This is a genomic window from Arthrobacter sp. KKT183, from assembly GCF_055657625.1.
Map to the genome: position 1 here is coordinate 1,128,280 of NZ_CM145770.1, position 17,283 is coordinate 1,145,562.

Consider the following 17,283-nt stretch of genomic DNA (forward strand, 5'->3'; position numbering starts at 1 on the left):
CCGCAGCACGCCGCCGGCACAGTTCAACATGCCACTATGGAGCTATGACGAATTTTTCCTCGACTGACGGTTCTGCTGCGCCCTCCTCCGCCTCCTCCTCCGCCTCCGCCCCCGAGACCGGGCCCGGGACCGGCCCGGCCTCGACCGCACCGACTGTCGTCTGGTCGAAGCCCGAAGACGAGCGCTCCGGCTCGCCGCTCCTGGTGCTGCTGCACGGACACATGGCCAACGAGGAAGACCTCATGGGCATCCTCGACTTCCTGCCCGACGAGTTCACCGTGGCATCCGTACGTGCACCGGTCGCCCTGGGAGCAGGTTTCACCTGGTTCCCGCTGATGCAGGACGCCGCCTATTCGGTCGACAAGGTCACCGCCGCCGTCCAGGACGTCATTGACTGGGTCGACTCCATCAAGCAGTCGCACTCGAGCGTCACCCTGCTCGGCTTCTCGATGGGCATGGCAGTGGCAAGCTCCATGCTGCGTGCCCGGCCCGCAGACTACGCGGCCGTCGTCGGGCTTTCAGGGTTTGTTGTGCCGACCGACGGCAGCACGTTCTTCAACGACAGCGCGCTTGTTGCGAAGCCAGTGCCGTTCTTCTGGGGCCGGGATCAGGAAGACCCGGTCATTCCCGCCGATCGAATCGAGTTCACCCACGGCTGGCTGAACCGCCACACCAAGCTCACCAAGGTGCTCTACGCGGGCATGTACCACAGCATCAACGCACAGGAACTGGGACATGTGCGGGAATTTCTGCAGATGGTGGTGCCCGGCGTCAGCCGGACACCACTGTCACGGTAACGCCGTTACGGTGGCGGGTTAGACTCCCGAATGTGAAGAAAGAAACGCTCTGGGACGCAGGAAAACGCGCGGACCCCAACAGGTCAGCCGCCTACATCCAGCGTTTTGAACAGCTGATATCCGAGGGTGCGGACTTACACGGGGAAGCCCGGTGCGTCGACGCAATGGCTCCCCGAAATGCGCGTATTCTCGACGCCGGCTGCGGGCAAGGCCGGGTTGGCGGGGAACTGGCGCTGCGTGGCCATTCCGTGGTGGGAGTTGACGCGGACGCCCAGTTGGTCGAAGCGGCGAGGGCAGCCCACCCAGGGCCTGTGTGGCTGGTGGGAGACTTGACAGAGCTGGATCTGCCGGCCCGCGGAGTGGCTAAGTCCTTTGACGTGATTGTCTGCGCAGGAAACGTCCTCGCCTTCCTTGCTCCGGGCACGGCGCCACAGGTTCTTGCACGCCTGCATCGCCACCTGGCGCGCGGTGGACGCCTGATCGTCGGGTTCGGCGCCGGGCGCGGCTACACCTTCGACCAGTTTTTCACTGACGTCGCCGGCGCCGGCTTCTCCGTCTCCTTGCGCCTGGCCACGTGGGATCTTCAGGCCTGGACGCCAACATCGGACTTTCTCGTTGCGGTGTGCGAAGCCGAAGCCCGCGATACCCGCGTTATCCCTGCACCACTGTCACGGTGACGCCGTTCACCGTCACGGAATCACCGGGATGGATCTGGCGTCCCCGGCGATCCTCAATTTCACCGTTGACTTTCACCAGACCGTTCTCAATGAGTTCCTTGGCCTCCACCCCATCCTCGGCAAGATTGGCCAGCTTGACCAACTGGCCCAGCCGGATCATCGAGTCACGGATAGGCACTTCAGTGGCGGCGCTGGTCTCATCGTTTATGCTCATGGTTACATTCTGCCCGCCGGAAGTGACCGGCCGGAACAGGCCAGTGCCCTAGGGTTTAACGGGTGTCTCGAGCCCCCCACCTTCCCGCCGTCATCGGCCTCCCGCTGGCAATATCCTCCGGCGTAGCCATTCCGCTTCAAAGCAGGATCAACGGAGCACTGGGGCAAACGCTCGACGACGGACTTGCAGCCGCGCTCATCAGTTTCGGTACCGGATTGGTGCTGATGATCCTGATCTCGTTGCTGCTTCCGCGCGGACGGGCGGGCCTCGGCCAGCTGATCCCTGCCGTGCGGCAGCGGCGGTTTCCCCGCATCTACCTGGCCGCAGGGACCATCGGTGCGTTGTTTGTTTTCTCGCAGGCGCTCACCATCTCGGTCCTTGGAGTCGCGCTCTTTACGGTCGCCGCGGTCATGGGCCAGACGCTGAGCGGACTCGCCGTGGACAGGCTCGGGATCGGACCCGGCGGGCGGCGCATAATCACCATCATGCGGGTAATCGGCGTGACGCTGACGGTCGCGGCAGTTATCTGGGCAGTCTCACCCCGCCTCGGCGGAACAGGTACGACGGCGGCACTCATCCTTCCGCTCCTGCTTCCCATCGCAGCCGGCATCCTGGTGAGCTTCCAACAAGCCATGAACGGAACCGCCGCCGTGCAGTACGGCACACCCATTACCGCCACCCTGATGAACTTCATTGCCGGATCGGTCGTGCTCCTCGCCGCCTGGCTAGTGAAACTGGTGCTCACCGGCCCTCCTGAACCGCTGCCGGAAGAGTGGTGGTATTACCTGGGCGGGCCGATGGGATGCATCTTCATCGGTATCGGCGCCCTCCTGGTGCGATCCCTGGGTGTGCTGCTCACCGGCCTCGGAATGATCGCAGGCCAGCTGCTGGGTTCGCTGGCACTGGACCTTGTGCTCCCCACACCGGGGACCGTCGTCGTCTTCGCCACTGTGGCGGGACCGATCCTCGCGCTGGGGGCCATCATCCTGACCACGCTGCCCTGGAACCGGCGCCTGCTGCGACGCTGATCCAGGAAAAGATCGCGGGCAACGAAAAGGCGGGTCGTTACCACCCGAAAGAAGTGGTCCCGACCCGCCTTTGGCTAGCCCGGGATACTACCGGTCGGCCAGTTCGGAATCGTGGTCATGCTCCGGGTGGAGCCCGCCGCCACTTTCGGTGCCGCCGCCCAGCGGGTTACCTTCGAAGCCGCCCTTTTGCTTGAAGTTACCCTTCACGTTGTCTCCAACGCCGTTCACCGCGGTCGTGTTCATGGCGTAGGTGAGGGTCAGATGAGCAATCGCATCGCTCATCTGGTCCAGTGACTCAACGCTGACGTTGCTCAGGTCATCACATTCTGCGTGGTAGCAGGCATCGTAGGGTTCGCCGGCAACGCCACCGAACAGTTCTGCCTGCTCCTCGGTCTTGATGCCCTCTGCACCGGTGAACAGTCCGCCTGCGGGAATGCCCTCTGCAATGAATGGTCCGTAATCACTACGTCCGCTGAACGCTGTTTCACCTGAGGCCAGTCCCTCAGCTGCGAAGTAGTCGTGGAAATCCTGCTCGATCTGACCGGATCCCGCAGGACCCTCAGCAGCGCCGGGACCGACAGGGAAGGCCGAGTTGTCACCGTCGTACACGAAGCGGCCAAAGTTGGCGGAGCCGATCATGTCGAAGTTCAGGTACAGCCCAACCCTGTCCAGCTCTCCCGTCTCCGCGAGGTCTGCGACATAGTGCTCAGCGCCGAGGAGTCCCTGTTCTTCTGCACCCCACCAGGCAAAGCGGACCTTGTTTGCAGTCTTGACCTTCTGCATCGATTCCGCGACCGCAAGGATTGCGGCGCTACCCGTGCCGTTGTCATTGATGCCGGCACCGGCCACCACGCTGTCGAGGTGAGCGCCGACCATCACCACATTGTCGGCGTCGCCGGTTGCGGTTTCCGCAAGCACGTTGTAAGTCGCGCGGTTCTCGGAGACGGTGTCCACCGTCACTGTGCCCGTGACGTTCTCGCCGATCAGGCTGACGCCCACGTCGAAGCTTGCTCCCAGGACCGGAATATCGATTCCCGGTGCCCCGAGGGTGCCGTTGATCGGACCGGTGCTGCCTTCCGATCCGGTGTTAAAAATGACGACGGCGGTGGCCCCGGCTGCTTCTGCGTTGCTGGCCTTCTGCGCGAACGAACAACTGCCACGCTGTATCAGCGCAATTGATCCGGCTGCGAATCCATCGAAGTCGGTGGCTTCACACCCGCTGGTGTTGGCGCCGGCGGTACCGGTGGTGTCGACGGCGGTGATAGCGCCCACCGCTTCTCCTGCCCCCGAATAGGTCATGGTCGCGAAGGATTCCGCTGCGTAAACCTGTGACTCCGGGCTGATCTGGGTGAGGACCGAAGGGCTCAGCTGCTGGAAGTACGGGAACATGAATTCCTGCACAACGGGGGAGTACCCAGCAGCCTGGAGCTTCCCGACCACGTAGGCCACGGAGTCGTCATATCCCGGGGTTCCGGATGCCCGGGTGCCGTCATTGGCATCGGCGATCGCGTCCAGGGCTTCAAGATGACCGACCACCCGGTCAACCGAGACGGCGGCGCGGAGCTTTTCAGAGGTGTTGTTGTTGCTGTTCTCGTGGGTTGGCCCGGCAGTTGCCGCCAGCCCTCCCGAGGCAACGAGCGCGAGTCCACCGGCAAATGCAAGCGATGCTCGCCGAAAATGCGCGCGCTTAAGTAGAGCGTTTGGGATCACCGTTGTTCCTTCTGTCGCGAAGGCGTGCCTACGGTTGCAGACACTCGAACCCCTGTGACGCGGATCACGGCACAGGGGTGCGTTCAATCTATGGACAGTTGTCCCGCCGCGTCAAGGGCTCCCTACCCGCCGGTAGATCACCGGTGGGAGACCGCCTCATCACCGGTAGAAAACCGCCCCCAAGGCGCGTAGGGTCGGAACTCCCGAAGCGGGGAACTATGTGAGGCAAAGGAGATTTCCCATGGGCCTAAGCAACATCATCAGGAGCGCCGCCGGCCGATTCGCAGGCGGAGGCAGCGCCGGAACAACCCGAGGCACACCGCGGACCGGCGGGATGCGAACGGGACGTAGCGGCGCCAACCGCCCCGGTTCCGGTGGAGTCGGCGGAATGATCCGCAGCATCCTCAACCGGCGGTAGTCAGGAAGCTGTTTTCACTACGAGGACGTCGCACGGAGCGTTGTGAACAACGCTCCAGGCGACGCTCCCCAGCACTCGCCCTAGCCCCTTGATGCCCACATTGCCTACCACGAGCAATTGGGCGCCCGAGCGCTCGGCCTCTTCCATCAGGACGTCCTGGGGCTTCCCGCGGCCGGCAGCAGGGCGAATTTCCACCCCTGGGTGCTCACCGCGCAGTTTGGTTGCCACTTGCTCTGCCATCTCCAGCGCACGCTCGGCATCATCCAGCACCCAGGTTTCGCTGCCGATCTTGACGATCTCCGTGTTGCCGGTGATGTGCGCGCTCAGAACGACCAGTTCGGTTCCCAGCCCCTGCGCGAGCGTCGCTGCCCGTGATGCCGCCTTATAAGCGGTTTCGCTGCCATCGACTCCCACGACCACATTCCCTGCCATGCTGTTCCTCCTTGAACGGTGAATCCCGGGCGGTTCCCGCGCCGGACCAACAGGAACGACCTTAGCGCCAGCGAGCAGGCAGGCGTGTTTCGGTAGGCTAAGGTAGTAGCTTCGCCCGCCCGGTCCGGCACGGCAGTTCGCGTTGAATTCCGGCTGCTGGGCCGTTCCGCACGGCACAACGACGACCGCACCCAGCGGCCTGTCCAAACATGTAGAGGATGGCATTCATCGTGGCCAAGCAGGTTTCAGCCCTGGACCCAATCATTTCCCTCGCCAAGCGGCGCGGCTTCGTCTTCCAGGCCGGTGAAATCTACGGCGGTTCCCGCTCCGCCTGGGACTACGGACCCCTTGGCGCCGAGCTCAAGGAAAACATCAAGCGCCAGTGGTGGCAGTCAATGGTCCGTGGGCGCGAGGACGTCGTCGGTCTGGACTCCTCGGTTATCCTTCCCCGCCAGGTATGGGAAGCATCCGGCCATGTCGAAGTATTCTCCGACCCCCTGGTGGAGTGCCTCTCCTGCCACAAGCGCTACCGGGCTGACCACCTCGAGGAAGAGTATGAGGAGAAGAAGGGCAGGCCCGCGGAGAACGGCCTGGCGGACATCGCCTGCGCCAACTGCGGCACCCGCGGCCAGTGGACGGAACCCCAGGAGTTCTCCGGTCTGCTGAAAACCTTCCTCGGCCCTGTTGCCAGTGACGAGGGCATGCACTATCTACGGCCCGAAACCGCGCAGGGCATCTTCGTTAACTTCAACAACGTGCTCACTACGTCCCGCAAGAAGCCACCGTTCGGCATCGGCCAGATCGGCAAGAGCTTCCGCAACGAGATTACACCCGGAAACTTCATCTTCCGCACCCGTGAGTTCGAGCAGATGGAGATGGAGTTCTTCGTCGAGCCCGGCACCGATGATGAGTGGCACGAGTACTGGATCAAGGAACGGTTCGACTGGTATACCGGCCTCGGCATCAACCCGGACAACCTGCGCCTCTTCGTCCACCCGCAGGAAAAGCTGAGCCACTACTCCAAGGGCACCACGGACATCGAGTACCGCTTCGGATTCTCCGGCTCCGAGTGGGGTGAGCTTGAGGGCGTCGCCAACCGCACCGACTTCGATCTCTCCACGCACTCGAAGCACTCCGGCACGGAGCTGAGCTACTTCAACCAGGCCACCAACGAGCGGTACACCCCCTACGTCATCGAGCCTGCCGCCGGGCTGACCCGCTCCTTCATGGCGTTCCTCGTGGACTCCTACGCAGAAGATGAGGCGCCCAACGCGAAGGGCGGCGTGGACAAGCGCACCGTCCTCAAGCTCGATCCGCGTCTTGCTCCGGTGAAGGCCGCCGTTCTCCCGCTCAGCCGCAACGAGGACCTCTCGCCCAAGGCCAAGGATCTGGGAGCCCAGCTGCGGAAGAGCTGGAACATCGACTTCGACGACGCCGGTGCCATCGGCCGTCGTTACCGCCGCCAGGATGAAATCGGTACCCCGTTCTGCATCACCGTGGACTTCGACACGCTCGAAGACCAGGCCGTCACTATCCGTGAACGCGACACCATGGCCCAGGAACGCGTTTCCCTCGACAAGGTCGAGGGCTACCTGGCGCAGCGGTTGGTAGGCGCGTAAGTGGCAATCCAGTACCGCCCCTGGCGTGACGGCGACGACCTCGAACTCCTGCAGGTGTGGGGAGGCCCGCCGAATCCGCAGGCGGAGCAGTCCCGGGCACTGTTCCGGCCGTCGTCGGATTCCCCGTGGCTGCGCTGCATCGTGGCAGAAGATGCAATGGACGGTGTGGCCGTGCCGGTCGCTGCCGCTTACGTCTTCGAGCCGAAGCTTCATGATCAGCGGCTCTGGGCCTACGTTGAGGTCAGCCAGGCTCATCGGGGAACAGGGATTGCCGCCACGCTCCTGGGAATGCTCCGCCACGAAGCCGGCTCGTCGCCGTCGGGCGTTTCCACGCTGCGGGCAAAGGTGGTCCCCGGATCTGACGGCGCTGCCTTCGCAGCGGCGGCAGGCTTCCGGGAGATCCAGCGCTCGCGGATCATCGAGGTTGCACCCGGAGCGCTCGCGGTACCGAACTTCGACGACGACGACGGCCCCCAGCTTGAGGAGGCTGCCACCGGTTCGGTTGAGCTCACCAGGGCGGTGACCGAGTGGTACAACGCGGTGCACTCGTGGGACCCGGCTGATATGACGCTGGGCCAGGCGCAGCAGTTCCTGCTCGCTGATACGGCAGGTGCCGGTGGTGCCGTGGTCCTGCGTGACAAGCCCAAGAGCGCCGGCGGTGCGATTGCGGCATTCGCGCTGAGCTACACACAGAGCCGAACGGACGCGCCGGCAGACGTGCTCATCGGGTGCGACACAGGCCTGCGGCCCAGCGAGCAGAGCGCTGCCGTCGCGTCGCTGCTGGCGATGCTGGTGTATCAGTACCCCGTGCAGTTGGAGGTTGATGACTCCATGACCGCGCTGGTTGAGGTGCTTGATCCGCTGCTTGCCACTGGTGCCGCCAGGGTCGTGGCGGAAACGCGGGTTGTCAGCGACTGACCGAAGTCGTGGTCGCTTGCGTCACCCGCGTCGCCTAGATCATCCGCGGCGGTAACGTCCGGCCGCGGCGTCCCGTGCATCCGCTGCAGCACGCTCGGCCTCGGTCAGCGCACCTCCACCGAGATGGGCAGGCTGCCACCACGCGCCAGGTGGCGGCACCAGCGGAAAATCAGCAATCCCGCGGTCAATGCCGTCCTGCAGTTCCGCACGTAGTTGTTCCGTCTCGAGGGCTATGTCCGCGTCCTGGGTATGCCTGATCGGTTCGCTGATGTGAACCCGGATTGGTGCACGCCAGGCCCGGCGGAGTGAGAACCCGTGACCGCGGGTCATCAGCCGGTGCGCTCCCCAGACTGACACGGGAATGAGCGGCACATCGGCTTCGGCCGCAAGGCGTACCGCGCCCGTCTTGAGCTCGCGCACCGTGAAGCTACGGCTTACACCGGCTTCGGGAAGGATGGCGATGTACTCGCCGGCGCGAAGTTTTTCGAGCGCACCCTCGTAGGCCGCGGCGCCTGCGCTGCGGTCGACGATCACGTGTCCGCAGGCGGAGATGGCCGGTCCTGCAAACCAGTGCGACGCCGCAGCCTTGGTAATCAGAAACTTCAGTTGGGCGCGGGTATGCTTCCACAGCACAAGCTCGGCAAACGCAAAGTCGAGGTAACCGAAGTGGGTGATAGCGAACACCGCTCCCTCTCCAGGCACAGGCGTTCGTGACACCCCCGTGCCTGCGTGCGCGGAAGGCAGATGTGATTCGCCGCTGACCATGACGCGCATCCGGAAGATCCACCGCAGCAGCAGACCGCTGTGCACCAGCATGCGGTAGAACCGGACGCTCTGCTTCGGAACCCAGGCCATCGTTCAGACGCCCCGCTTCGAACGGGGGGATAGGGACAACGGGTTCACAGCGTGACGCCGAGCGGTGAGGGTTCAACGAGCACGTCCGCAGCGCGCCGGAGGTACTTCGCGTCCACCGGTGCGCCGGTGTCGTCGGAGAAACTCTTCAGCAGGTAAGAGGCGCTGAGCTCGTGCCATACGGAAAGTTTCGTGAACATGAAGTGTCCGGCACCGGTCAGCGTGACGTACCGGACGTCGTCGGCAATGTGCTGAATTCGCTGCGCGTATCTCAGTGACTGCCGCGGCGAGGTCCAGCGGTCCGCGTCCCCATGGACGATGAGCACTCTTCGTCCGGACACCTGCTGCAGCGGCGTTGTGCTGTCAAGCCATGGTGCCAGGGCTACGACGGCGCGGACCTGCGGATCATCCGCCGCGCACAGGGCCGTCAGGCCACCCATCGAGTGGCCCAGCAGGTAGACAGGCTTGCCGGGGTGACGCTCACGGATCTGCTGCAGCGCCCAGCGCGCATCGTGCAGCGCGGACATGTGCTCGCCGTTCCATCCTCGCACCCTGTTCCGCAGGCTCCAGGTCTCAAGGCCGGCCGGGGATCCCCAGGAAGAAAGCAGCCGGGCAAACGGAATCATCCGTGCCGGGCTCAGGTGTCGTGACCGCACCGGCTCGAAGCTGTTCGAGCGCCCACCGTGCAGCACCAGCACAACCCCGCGTACGGCGCCAGCCGCCGGCCGGACCGTCACTTCCGGCGCATGCGCCATCCCGTCGGCCGCATCCTGGTCGGCTTCACTGAACCGTTCCTTCGCCATGCACCCTCCACTCACTTCCGATCCGGATACACACAGGCCATGCGCTGCGTCCCTGCTCCCGACCGCCATCCTGCGTAGAATCCTCGGGGGACTCCGCACCAGGCAGACCGGTTTCCATCCTGCCAGTAGTACACCGACAGCAAGGAACGATGAGTGGGCGACAGCCATATCCATCCTTCTGACGGGGCCGCTCCTCCACCCAACCCGGAGCAGATCGCTGCCCTGTCAAGAACGCGCCGGCGGGCGAATTTTCTCCTCGCGGCGATCCTTGTTCCGCTCGGCGTCATCACACTCGTCGCGATGATGATGCTGTGGCCGGGCGCCGACCGGTCCGGCATCACCGTTGCCGATCCGCTCGCCACCGCGCCCGGCACCTCAATGGATGTGGGTACGGTGCAGCGCGTGGTTTCGGAGGACTGCCCGTCCTCCCAACCAACCGTCGACGCCGGCGGCGAAGCGCAGCAGTGCCTGGTCGCCTACACAGAGCCTGACTCCGGCGGCTCAGCCGTTCCGGTGGAACTCAACCCTGAAATTGCACATTCCGGTCAGGTGGAACCGGGCGATTCAATCCGCTACCTCAATCTCGACGGTGTCATCAACGGTGCAGGCACGCCCTACATTTTCGTGGACTTCGTGCGCACGCTCCCCGTGGCAGCGCTCGCGGTGCTGTACGCCGTCGTCGTTGTTTCTGTTGCCCGGTGGCGCGGACTTCGGGCGATCATCGGACTGGTGGGCGCGCTCTTCGTCCTGGCACAGTTCATGCTGCCCGGGCTGATCGAGGGCAAACCTCCCTTGCTGCTGGGGCTGGTGGGCTCGGTTGTCATCATGTTCGGGGTCCTCTACTTTGCGCACGGCTTCTCGGCGCGAACCTCGACGGCGCTGCTCGGCACGATCTTCGGACTCGCCATCACCGCGCTGCTGGCAGCCTGGGCCACGGACACCGCGAACCTCACCGGTGTGGGCAATGACAGCGCAAGTGCACTGATCAATGCAGCGCCTGAGGTCTCGCTCTCCGGAATCATCCTCTGCGGACTGATCATTTCCGGGCTCGGTGTGCTCAACGATGTGACCATCACCCAGTCCTCGGCGGTCTGGGAGCTTTACGAACTGGCGCCAGGAACGTCCACGCGGCGGCTGTTCGCCGGGGCCATGCGCATTGGGCGCGACCACATCGCCTCAACGGTCTACACGATTGCCTTTGCCTACGCGGGCGCCGCCCTTCCACTGCTGATCCTCGTGTCGCTACAGGACAGTTCCCTGATGACCGCCCTGACCAGCGGTGAACTCGTTGAGGAGGTGGTTCGTACCCTGGTCGGATCAATAGGCCTGGTTCTTGCCATCCCGGTTACCACGCTGGTTGCCGTCCTGGTGGTCAAGGCGGTCGGCCGTGGAGCCGGTCCGGTCGTCTCCAGGAAACAGCACGACGGCGCATCCACCCCTGCAGCGCTCGCCGCCGAGGAGGCGCCTGGGCAGCCGGCTGAAGGCGCACACAGCGGGCAGGTTGCGGCGGGCGCGCTGCCGAGCCGCAGGGAGCTGCGCGAGCAGAGGCAGGGCTGACGCCCCTCGATTTGCCCTGTCTTGCGACAATGGTTGGGTGAGCATCGCACCGACTACTACCTCCACGCGGCTCGACCTGCCGCCGCTGCGCCTGGGCGGGATAACCGTCGATACCCCTGTGGTTCTCGCTCCCATGGCCGGCATCACCAATACAGCGTTCCGCCGGCTGTGCCGCGAGTACGGCGGCGGCCTGTACGTCTCCGAAATGGTGACGTCCCGCGCCCTCGTCGAACGCAATCCGGAGTCCCTGCGCATCATCTCCCATGACGAGGATGAATTGGTGCGCTCCGTCCAGCTGTACGGCGTGGACCCCAAGACCGTCGGAGCCGCCGTTCGTATCCTCGTCGAGGAAGACCGCGCGGACCACATTGACCTGAACTTCGGCTGCCCGGTCCCGAAGGTCACCCGGAAGGGCGGCGGAGCGGCGCTTCCGTGGAAGCTCGACCTCTTCACCGGCATCGTGCAGACGGCCGTCCGGGAAGCTTCGCGGGGGAACATCCCGTTGACCATCAAGATGCGCAAAGGCATCGACGAGGATCACCTGACTTTCCGTGAGGCAGGCAAGATCGCGCGCGATGCCGGCGTGGCCGCCGTTGCGCTGCATGGACGCACTGCCTCCCAGTTCTACTCCGGCAAAGCCGACTGGAACGCCATCGCCGAGCTGCGTGAGGCCCTGCCGGATGTTCCGGTACTGGGAAACGGTGATATCTGGAGTGCGGAAGACGCAATCCGCATGGTTCAGCAGACTGGTGTTGACGGCGTCGTGGTAGGCCGTGGCTGCCAGGGTAGGCCGTGGCTGTTCGGTGACCTCATGAACGCCTTCGAGGGCAGGGATGAGCGGCACCAGCCCGGGCTCGGGCAGGTGGCGGACACGGTGTACCGCCACGCGGAGCTGCTGGTGGACACCTTCGGCAACGAGATGATGGCGCTGCGCGACATCCGCAAGCACATGGCCTGGTACTTCAAGGGCTACGTGGTGGGTGGAGAATTGCGTGCAGCGCTCGCCGCCGTACCCACGCTCGAGGTTCTGCGCGGTCTGCTCGATCAACTGGACCGCACGTCTCCGTATCCCGGCACTGACGCCGAAGGACCGCGCGGGCGTGCGGGATCACCCAAGCGCACGTCGCTGCCGGACAAGTGGCTCGAGGCCCGCCAGCTCAATCCTGAACAGCAGGCGGACATCGCCGCGGCGGAAGTCGACATATCGGGTGGATAGGGCGGCTGAGCACATGCAGAATTCCCCCGTCGGCAATGCAGCGCCGATTACTCCCGGCTACACGGATGCGGACATGCAGCGCTGGGTCGATGAAGCGCCCAAGAGCCTGCATCGTACGCACTTTGAGCGTGACCGCGCACGCGTCCTCCACTCCTCGGCGTTGAGACGGCTTGGCGCGAAGACGCAGGTGGTCGCCCCCGATACTGACGACTTCGTGCGGACCCGATTGACCCACAGCCTCGAGGTGGCGCAGGTGGGGCGGGAGCTGGGTCGCTCCCTCGGCTGCGACCCGGACATCGTCGACGCCGCCTGCCTCTCCCACGATCTTGGACATCCTCCGTTCGGGCACAACGGCGAGGCCACGTTGAATGACCTGGCGCACTCCATCGGCGGGTTCGAGGGCAACGCACAGACACTTCGGCTCCTGACCCGGCTTGAGCCCAAAGTCATCCGTGCCGACGGCGAACCGGCCGGGCTCAACCTCACCCGAGCCAGCCTCGATGCCGCGTGCAAGTACCCGTGGACTGCTGTGAACGCGCCGGTGATCCACGGACACCGCACCTCGAAGTTCGGCGCCTATGAGGACGATCTCCCCGTCTTCACCTGGCTGCGGCAGGGGGCACCGGCCGGCCGGTCCTGCCTTGAAGCGCAGGTCATGGACCTGGCCGATGACATCTCCTACTCCGTCCATGACGTCGAAGACGCCATCGTGGCCGGTCACTTCCAGCTCAAGTGGATGGACAACCCCGACCACCGCGCCCGCGTTGTCGGGTACACCCAGCAGTGGTACCTGCCGCACTCCGATCCGGCCGCCGTCGACGCTGCGCTCGCACGGCTGGAAGCAACGGACGTTTGGGTTCGCGAGGCTGACGGCAGCCGCAAAGCCATGGCCGCGCTGAAGAACATGACCAGCCAGCTGATCGGTCGTTTCTGCCTCAGTGCACTGCAGACAACACGGGGCATTTACGGCACCGACCCGCTCACCCGGTACGCCGCCGAGATGGTGGTTCCCGAGGACACGGTCACCGAGATCGCGGTGATGAAGGGCCTTGCAACCACCTACGTGATGACCAGCGTCCACCGCCAGCCCATTTATGAGCGGCAACGTGAGGTGCTGTCCTCGCTGGTGCAACAGATGGCCGCCGCAGGGGACAGCTTCCTTGAGCCCATGTTCGCCTCCGATTGGCGCCAGGCGGACGACGACGACGCCCGCCTCCGCGTGGTGATCGACCAGGTGGCATCCCTGACGGATGCCTCCGCCCTCGCCCTGCACGAAAGGGTTGTCGGGCCCGTTCCCGCGCTCTGGTAGAGGTTATGCACACGCCCGGATAGCGGTATTCACAGGGCCGGGCTACCGGACGGCGGAACCGGAGACCGAACACTAGACTGGATAATATGGCCGGACTCATCAAGCGTGAAGACATCGATGAGGTTCGCCAGCGCACCGACATCAAGGAAGTGGTGGACGGGTACGTCACCCTGAAGTCCGCCGGTGTGGGGTCCTGGAAAGGTCTCTGCCCCTTCCACGATGAGCGGTCGCCGTCGTTCCATGTCCGTCCGCACATGGGCTCCTATCACTGCTTCGGATGCGGTGAAGGTGGTGATGTCATTTCCTTCGTGCAGAAGATGGATCACACGTCCTTCGCGGAGACGGTTGAAAAGCTGGCCGCACGCATCTCTTTCGAACTGCGCTATGAGGATGGCGGAACCGGCCCCCGGCGCGAGGATTCCGGCAAGCGGCAGCGCCTCCTCGATGCACACAAGATTGCTGCGGAATTCTACCGCGACCAACTGTTGACACCAGAGGCGGCGACCGGCCGCGCTTTCCTGCAGGAGCGCGGCTTCGACCGGGCCGCCGCTGAACACTTCGGCGTCGGCTACGCGCCCCAGGGGTGGGACGGCCTGCTCAATCACCTGACCGGCCGCGGGTTTCTCCTGGACGAGCTGAAGCTGACCGGCATGTTCAGTGTTTCGTCCAACAACTCGGGCCGGCTCTACGACCGCTTCCGGGGCAGGCTGATGTGGCCCATTCGGGACATCACCGGGGACACCGTGGGATTCGGCGCACGCAAGCTGTATGAGGATGACCCGGGGCCCAAGTACCTGAATACCCCTGAGACCACCCTCTACAAGAAGTCGCAGGTCCTGTACGGAATCGATCTCGCCAAACGGGAGATCGCAAAGTCACGTCAGCTCGTGGTGGTGGAGGGCTACACCGACGTCATGGCGTGCCACCTCGCCGGAGTAGGCACCGCCGTAGCCACCTGCGGCACGGCCTTCGGTGCCGAGCACATCAAGATCGCGCGCCGGCTCCTGTCCGACGACGGCACCGGCGGAGAGGTCATCTTCACCTTCGATGGCGACGCCGCCGGGCAGAAAGCGGCGCTGCGCGCCTTCGAGGAGGATCAGCGGTTCAACGCGCAGACTTATGTGGCGGTCGGCGCTGACGGCGCTGACCCCTGCGAGCTGCGACAGACCGCGGGGGACCAGGCCGTTCAGGACCTCATCAGCACCCGGCGCCCGCTGTTTGAGTTCGCCATCAAAGCATCGTTTGACCAGTTCGATCTCTCCACCGGCGAGGGCCAGACAAAAGCGCTACGGCACGCGGCTCCCATCGTGGCCAACATCCGCGATGTGTCCCTGAGGTCGGTCTACACCCGGGAACTGTCCCGGTGGCTCGGCATGCAATTCGTTGGCGAGGACCAGGTGGCGCGCGCGGTCACGGCCGCGGCAAAGCGGGCAACCCAACCGGCACAGGATGGCAAGCAGGGTGCACAGAACCCGCAGAGCCGCCAACCCGCCCAGGCACCGGGCAGCGGCCCTGAATTGGTGGAAGAAGTGCCGCAGTTCCGGCGTCCAGATCCGCGTGATCCTGTTGCACGGATGGAGCGCGAAGCGCTCGAGGTGGTTCTCCAGTATCCGCAACTGCTTGATCAGGACCAGTGGGACCGTTTTTCTGATTCCCGCTTCTCCGTGCCCGCCTACGCCGCGCTGCATGATGCAGTGCGTGCTGCCGGAACTGCAGGGAGAGACAGAGCCGACTCCGCATCGAACTGGGTGGAACGGGTGCGCCAGGAGGTTCCCGACATGCTGCGTGGTTATGTGAGCGAACTCGCCGTGACGCCGCTGCCCGCGACGGATGGAGAGGGGATGGCCGCGTACTGCCGAGACATCCTCAGCAGGCTCTCGGAGCTGCGCATCACCCGGCTGAAGGCAGAGAAGCTGAGCTCACTGCAGAGGCTCGATCCGGCGGCTGATCCATCCCTCTTTCAGCAACTGAACCGGGAGCTGATGGAGCTCGAAATGGAACGCCGCGCCCTGCGCTCGGACTAGCAGCCGGCCAATTTCACTTACCCGGTTTTCCTATGTAAAGTTGTTTCTGCTGCTTTCCCCCGTAGCTCAATTGGCAGAGCATTCGACTGTTAATCGAAGGGTTACTGGTTCAAGTCCAGTCGGGGGAGCAAATAGGCTCCTGACCTGCGTTTTCGCCGGTCAGGAGCCTTTCTCGTTAGCCGCCGGGTTGCCACTCAGGCTGGGCGCGTAGTCTGACCCCTATGCGCAATGATGATCTTGTTCTGGTAACGGGCGCCACTGGATATATCGGAGGTCGGCTCGTCTCCCGGCTGCTGGAAGACGGCCGGCGGGTCCGCGTGGTTGTGCGGTCACCCCAGAAGCTGCGGGACGTACCGTGGGCAGCGCAGGTCGAGGTGGTCGAAGGCGATCTGCAGGACGCCGAAACTATGAACCGTGCAAGCGAGGGGGTCTCCACGCTCTATTACCTCGTGCACTCCATGGGCTCCGGACGGGGGTTCGAGGAGCGGGAAGCGCAGATCGCATCGACCGTCGCCAAGGCTGCTTCGCAGGCTTCCGTCAAGCGCATCGTTTACCTCGGCGGCCTCCACCCGCAGGGCGTAAAGCTCTCAACGCACATGCGCTCCCGCGTGGCCGTGGGCGACGTGCTGCTGGCATCGGGCGTTCCCACCATCGCTTTCCAGGCCGGCGTCGTCATCGGTTCCGGCTCCGCGTCCTTCGAGATGATCAGGCACCTGGCCGATGTACTGCCGGTGATGCCCGCGCCGAAGTGGGTACTGAACCGCATCGAACCCATCTCCGTGCGCGATGTCATTCACTACCTCCTGGCTGCACTGGAACTCCCGGAGGGCCTCAACCGGACCTTCGACATCGGTTCCGGCGACGTACTGACCTACGCGGACATGATGAAGCGCTATGCAGAAGCCGCCGGTCTGCCCGGTCGAACGGTCCTGGCGCTGCCGGTGCTTACTCCGCGACTGGCCGGGCACTGGGTGAACCTCGTGACCCCCATTCCGCGGGCTATGGCGATGCCGCTGATTGAATCCCTCCAGCACGACGCGGTCACCGCCGAAGCAGACATTCATGAGTATGTGCCGCACCCAGAGGGCGGATTGACCGATTATCGCGCCGCCGTCGACCTCGCCCTGAACAAAATGAGCGCCGGTGAGGTGGAAACGAGTTGGGCGGGAGCTTCGCAGCGCGACGCTGTCGCGGATCCGCTTCCCTCGGACCCCCAGTGGGCCGGCCACACGGTCTATAAGGACGAGCGCACCTTCCGCTCCAGCGCACCCGCTCCCGCGGTCTGGAAAGTGATCGAAGGCATCGGCGGGGAAAACGGCTGGTACTCCTGGCCGGTCGCCTGGGCTGCCCGTGGCTGGCTGGACAAGCTCGCCGGCGGCGTAGGCCTGCGCCGCGGACGCCGGCACTCGTCGGAGCTGATGGCAGGAGAGGCCCTGGACTTCTGGCGCGTTGAAGAGCTGGTGCGCGGCGAGAAGCTCCGTCTGCGGGCGGAAATGAAACTTCCTGGACGAGCCTGGCTCGAACTCTCGGTAGTGCCCGACGGCGGAGCGAGCGAATACCGCCAGCGCGCCATCTTCTTCCCCCGCGGCCTGGCCGGCCGGCTCTACTGGCTCGGCGTGCTGCCGTTCCACGGCGTGGTGTTCGCCTCCATGGCGCGCAACATCACACGTACAGCCGAGCGCGCAGGGCACCAGGCGTAGAGCCTGCTG

Annotated in this window: 16 protein-coding genes and 1 tRNA gene; 12 read left to right on the plus strand and 5 right to left on the minus strand. The window is 64.6% G+C overall.

The annotated features are described in order from the left end of the window. Positions 1-44: 44 nt before the first annotated feature. Positions 45-797: an alpha/beta hydrolase gene (locus ACZ2GY_RS05350; protein ID WP_471673219.1), complete on the plus strand. Its 753-nt coding sequence runs from the start codon at positions 45-47 to the stop codon at positions 795-797. A gap of 32 nt (positions 798-829) precedes the next feature. Continuing rightward, positions 830-1,474 (plus strand): class I SAM-dependent methyltransferase, encoded by a 645-nt coding sequence (locus tag ACZ2GY_RS05355; protein WP_471673220.1) that lies wholly within the window; start codon positions 830-832, stop codon positions 1,472-1,474. Here the strand turns inward: ACZ2GY_RS05355 and ACZ2GY_RS05360 are convergent. Next, positions 1,449-1,688, minus strand: a complete 240-nt coding sequence (locus tag ACZ2GY_RS05360) for an RNA-binding S4 domain-containing protein (protein WP_277359571.1) — start codon at positions 1,686-1,688, stop codon at positions 1,449-1,451. The two genes, ACZ2GY_RS05355 and ACZ2GY_RS05360, sit on opposite strands and share 26 nt — an antisense overlap. Positions 1,689-1,750: 62 nt before the next feature. Between ACZ2GY_RS05360 and ACZ2GY_RS05365 the strand changes: the two genes are divergently transcribed. Then, entirely contained in the window at positions 1,751-2,716 is a 966-nt protein-coding gene (locus ACZ2GY_RS05365) for a DMT family transporter (protein WP_471673221.1), read from the plus strand. Positions 2,717-2,803: 87 nt separating this feature from the next. Here ACZ2GY_RS05365 and ACZ2GY_RS05370 read toward each other — a convergent pair whose 3' ends face one another. Continuing rightward, a complete protein-coding gene (locus ACZ2GY_RS05370) occupies positions 2,804-4,426 on the minus strand; it encodes a M28 family peptidase (protein ID WP_471673222.1) in 1,623 nt (540 codons plus the stop codon). A 241-nt stretch (positions 4,427-4,667) separates the two neighbouring features. On the opposite strand from ACZ2GY_RS05370, the gene ACZ2GY_RS05375 reads away from it, so the two are divergent. Beyond that, positions 4,668-4,844 carry a hypothetical protein gene (locus tag ACZ2GY_RS05375; RefSeq protein ID WP_157359096.1) on the plus strand — a complete coding sequence of 59 codons (177 nt, stop codon included), beginning with the start codon at positions 4,668-4,670 and terminating at the stop codon, positions 4,842-4,844. Here the strand turns inward: ACZ2GY_RS05375 and ACZ2GY_RS05380 are convergent, their stop codons facing one another. Continuing rightward, complete coding sequence (locus ACZ2GY_RS05380) at positions 4,845-5,276, minus strand: universal stress protein (protein WP_277359575.1); 432 nt, start codon at positions 5,274-5,276, stop codon at positions 4,845-4,847. Positions 5,277-5,503: 227 nt separating this feature from the next. Between ACZ2GY_RS05380 and ACZ2GY_RS05385 the strand changes: the two genes are divergently transcribed. Together ACZ2GY_RS05385 and ACZ2GY_RS05390 are read left to right on the plus strand one after the other, a co-directional pair. Further along, a complete protein-coding gene (locus ACZ2GY_RS05385) occupies positions 5,504-6,895 on the plus strand; it encodes a glycine--tRNA ligase (protein ID WP_346028923.1) in 1,392 nt (463 codons plus the stop codon). Next, positions 6,896-7,813 (plus strand): GNAT family N-acetyltransferase, encoded by a 918-nt coding sequence (locus tag ACZ2GY_RS05390; protein WP_471673223.1) that lies wholly within the window; start codon positions 6,896-6,898, stop codon positions 7,811-7,813. A 39-nt stretch (positions 7,814-7,852) separates the two neighbouring features. Here the strand turns inward: ACZ2GY_RS05390 and ACZ2GY_RS05395 are convergent, their stop codons facing one another. Further along, complete coding sequence (locus ACZ2GY_RS05395; protein WP_277359577.1) at positions 7,853-8,668, minus strand: lysophospholipid acyltransferase family protein; 816 nt, start codon at positions 8,666-8,668, stop codon at positions 7,853-7,855. Between the two features lie 44 nt (positions 8,669-8,712). After that, a complete protein-coding gene (locus tag ACZ2GY_RS05400; protein WP_471673224.1) occupies positions 8,713-9,468 on the minus strand; it encodes an alpha/beta hydrolase in 756 nt (251 codons plus the stop codon). 153 nt (positions 9,469-9,621) lie between these two features. Between ACZ2GY_RS05400 and ACZ2GY_RS05405 the strand changes: the two genes are divergently transcribed. The 6 genes from ACZ2GY_RS05405 to ACZ2GY_RS05430 all read left to right on the plus strand — a co-directional run bounded on the left by ACZ2GY_RS05405 (position 9,622) and on the right by ACZ2GY_RS05430 (position 17,274). Beyond that, complete coding sequence (locus tag ACZ2GY_RS05405) at positions 9,622-11,025, plus strand: YibE/F family protein (protein ID WP_471673225.1); 1,404 nt, start codon at positions 9,622-9,624, stop codon at positions 11,023-11,025. 37 nt (positions 11,026-11,062) lie between these two features. Continuing rightward, positions 11,063-12,241 (plus strand): tRNA dihydrouridine synthase DusB, encoded by a 1,179-nt coding sequence (dusB, locus tag ACZ2GY_RS05410; RefSeq protein ID WP_277359871.1) that lies wholly within the window; start codon positions 11,063-11,065, stop codon positions 12,239-12,241. 13 nt (positions 12,242-12,254) lie between these two features. Beyond that, positions 12,255-13,550: a deoxyguanosinetriphosphate triphosphohydrolase gene (locus ACZ2GY_RS05415; RefSeq protein WP_277359870.1), complete on the plus strand. Its 1,296-nt coding sequence runs from the start codon at positions 12,255-12,257 to the stop codon at positions 13,548-13,550. Positions 13,551-13,636: 86 nt separating this feature from the next. Continuing rightward, positions 13,637-15,574 (plus strand): DNA primase, encoded by a 1,938-nt coding sequence (dnaG, locus tag ACZ2GY_RS05420; RefSeq protein WP_277359869.1) that lies wholly within the window; start codon positions 13,637-13,639, stop codon positions 15,572-15,574. Between the two features lie 55 nt (positions 15,575-15,629). After that, positions 15,630-15,702 (plus strand) — tRNA-Asn (locus tag ACZ2GY_RS05425). 93 nt (positions 15,703-15,795) lie between these two features. Then, the gene (locus ACZ2GY_RS05430; RefSeq protein WP_471673226.1) at positions 15,796-17,274 is read left to right on the plus strand and encodes an SDR family oxidoreductase; all 1,479 of its coding nucleotides are present in this window, start codon (positions 15,796-15,798) and stop codon (positions 17,272-17,274) included. The last annotated feature ends 9 nt before the right edge of the window (positions 17,275-17,283 follow it).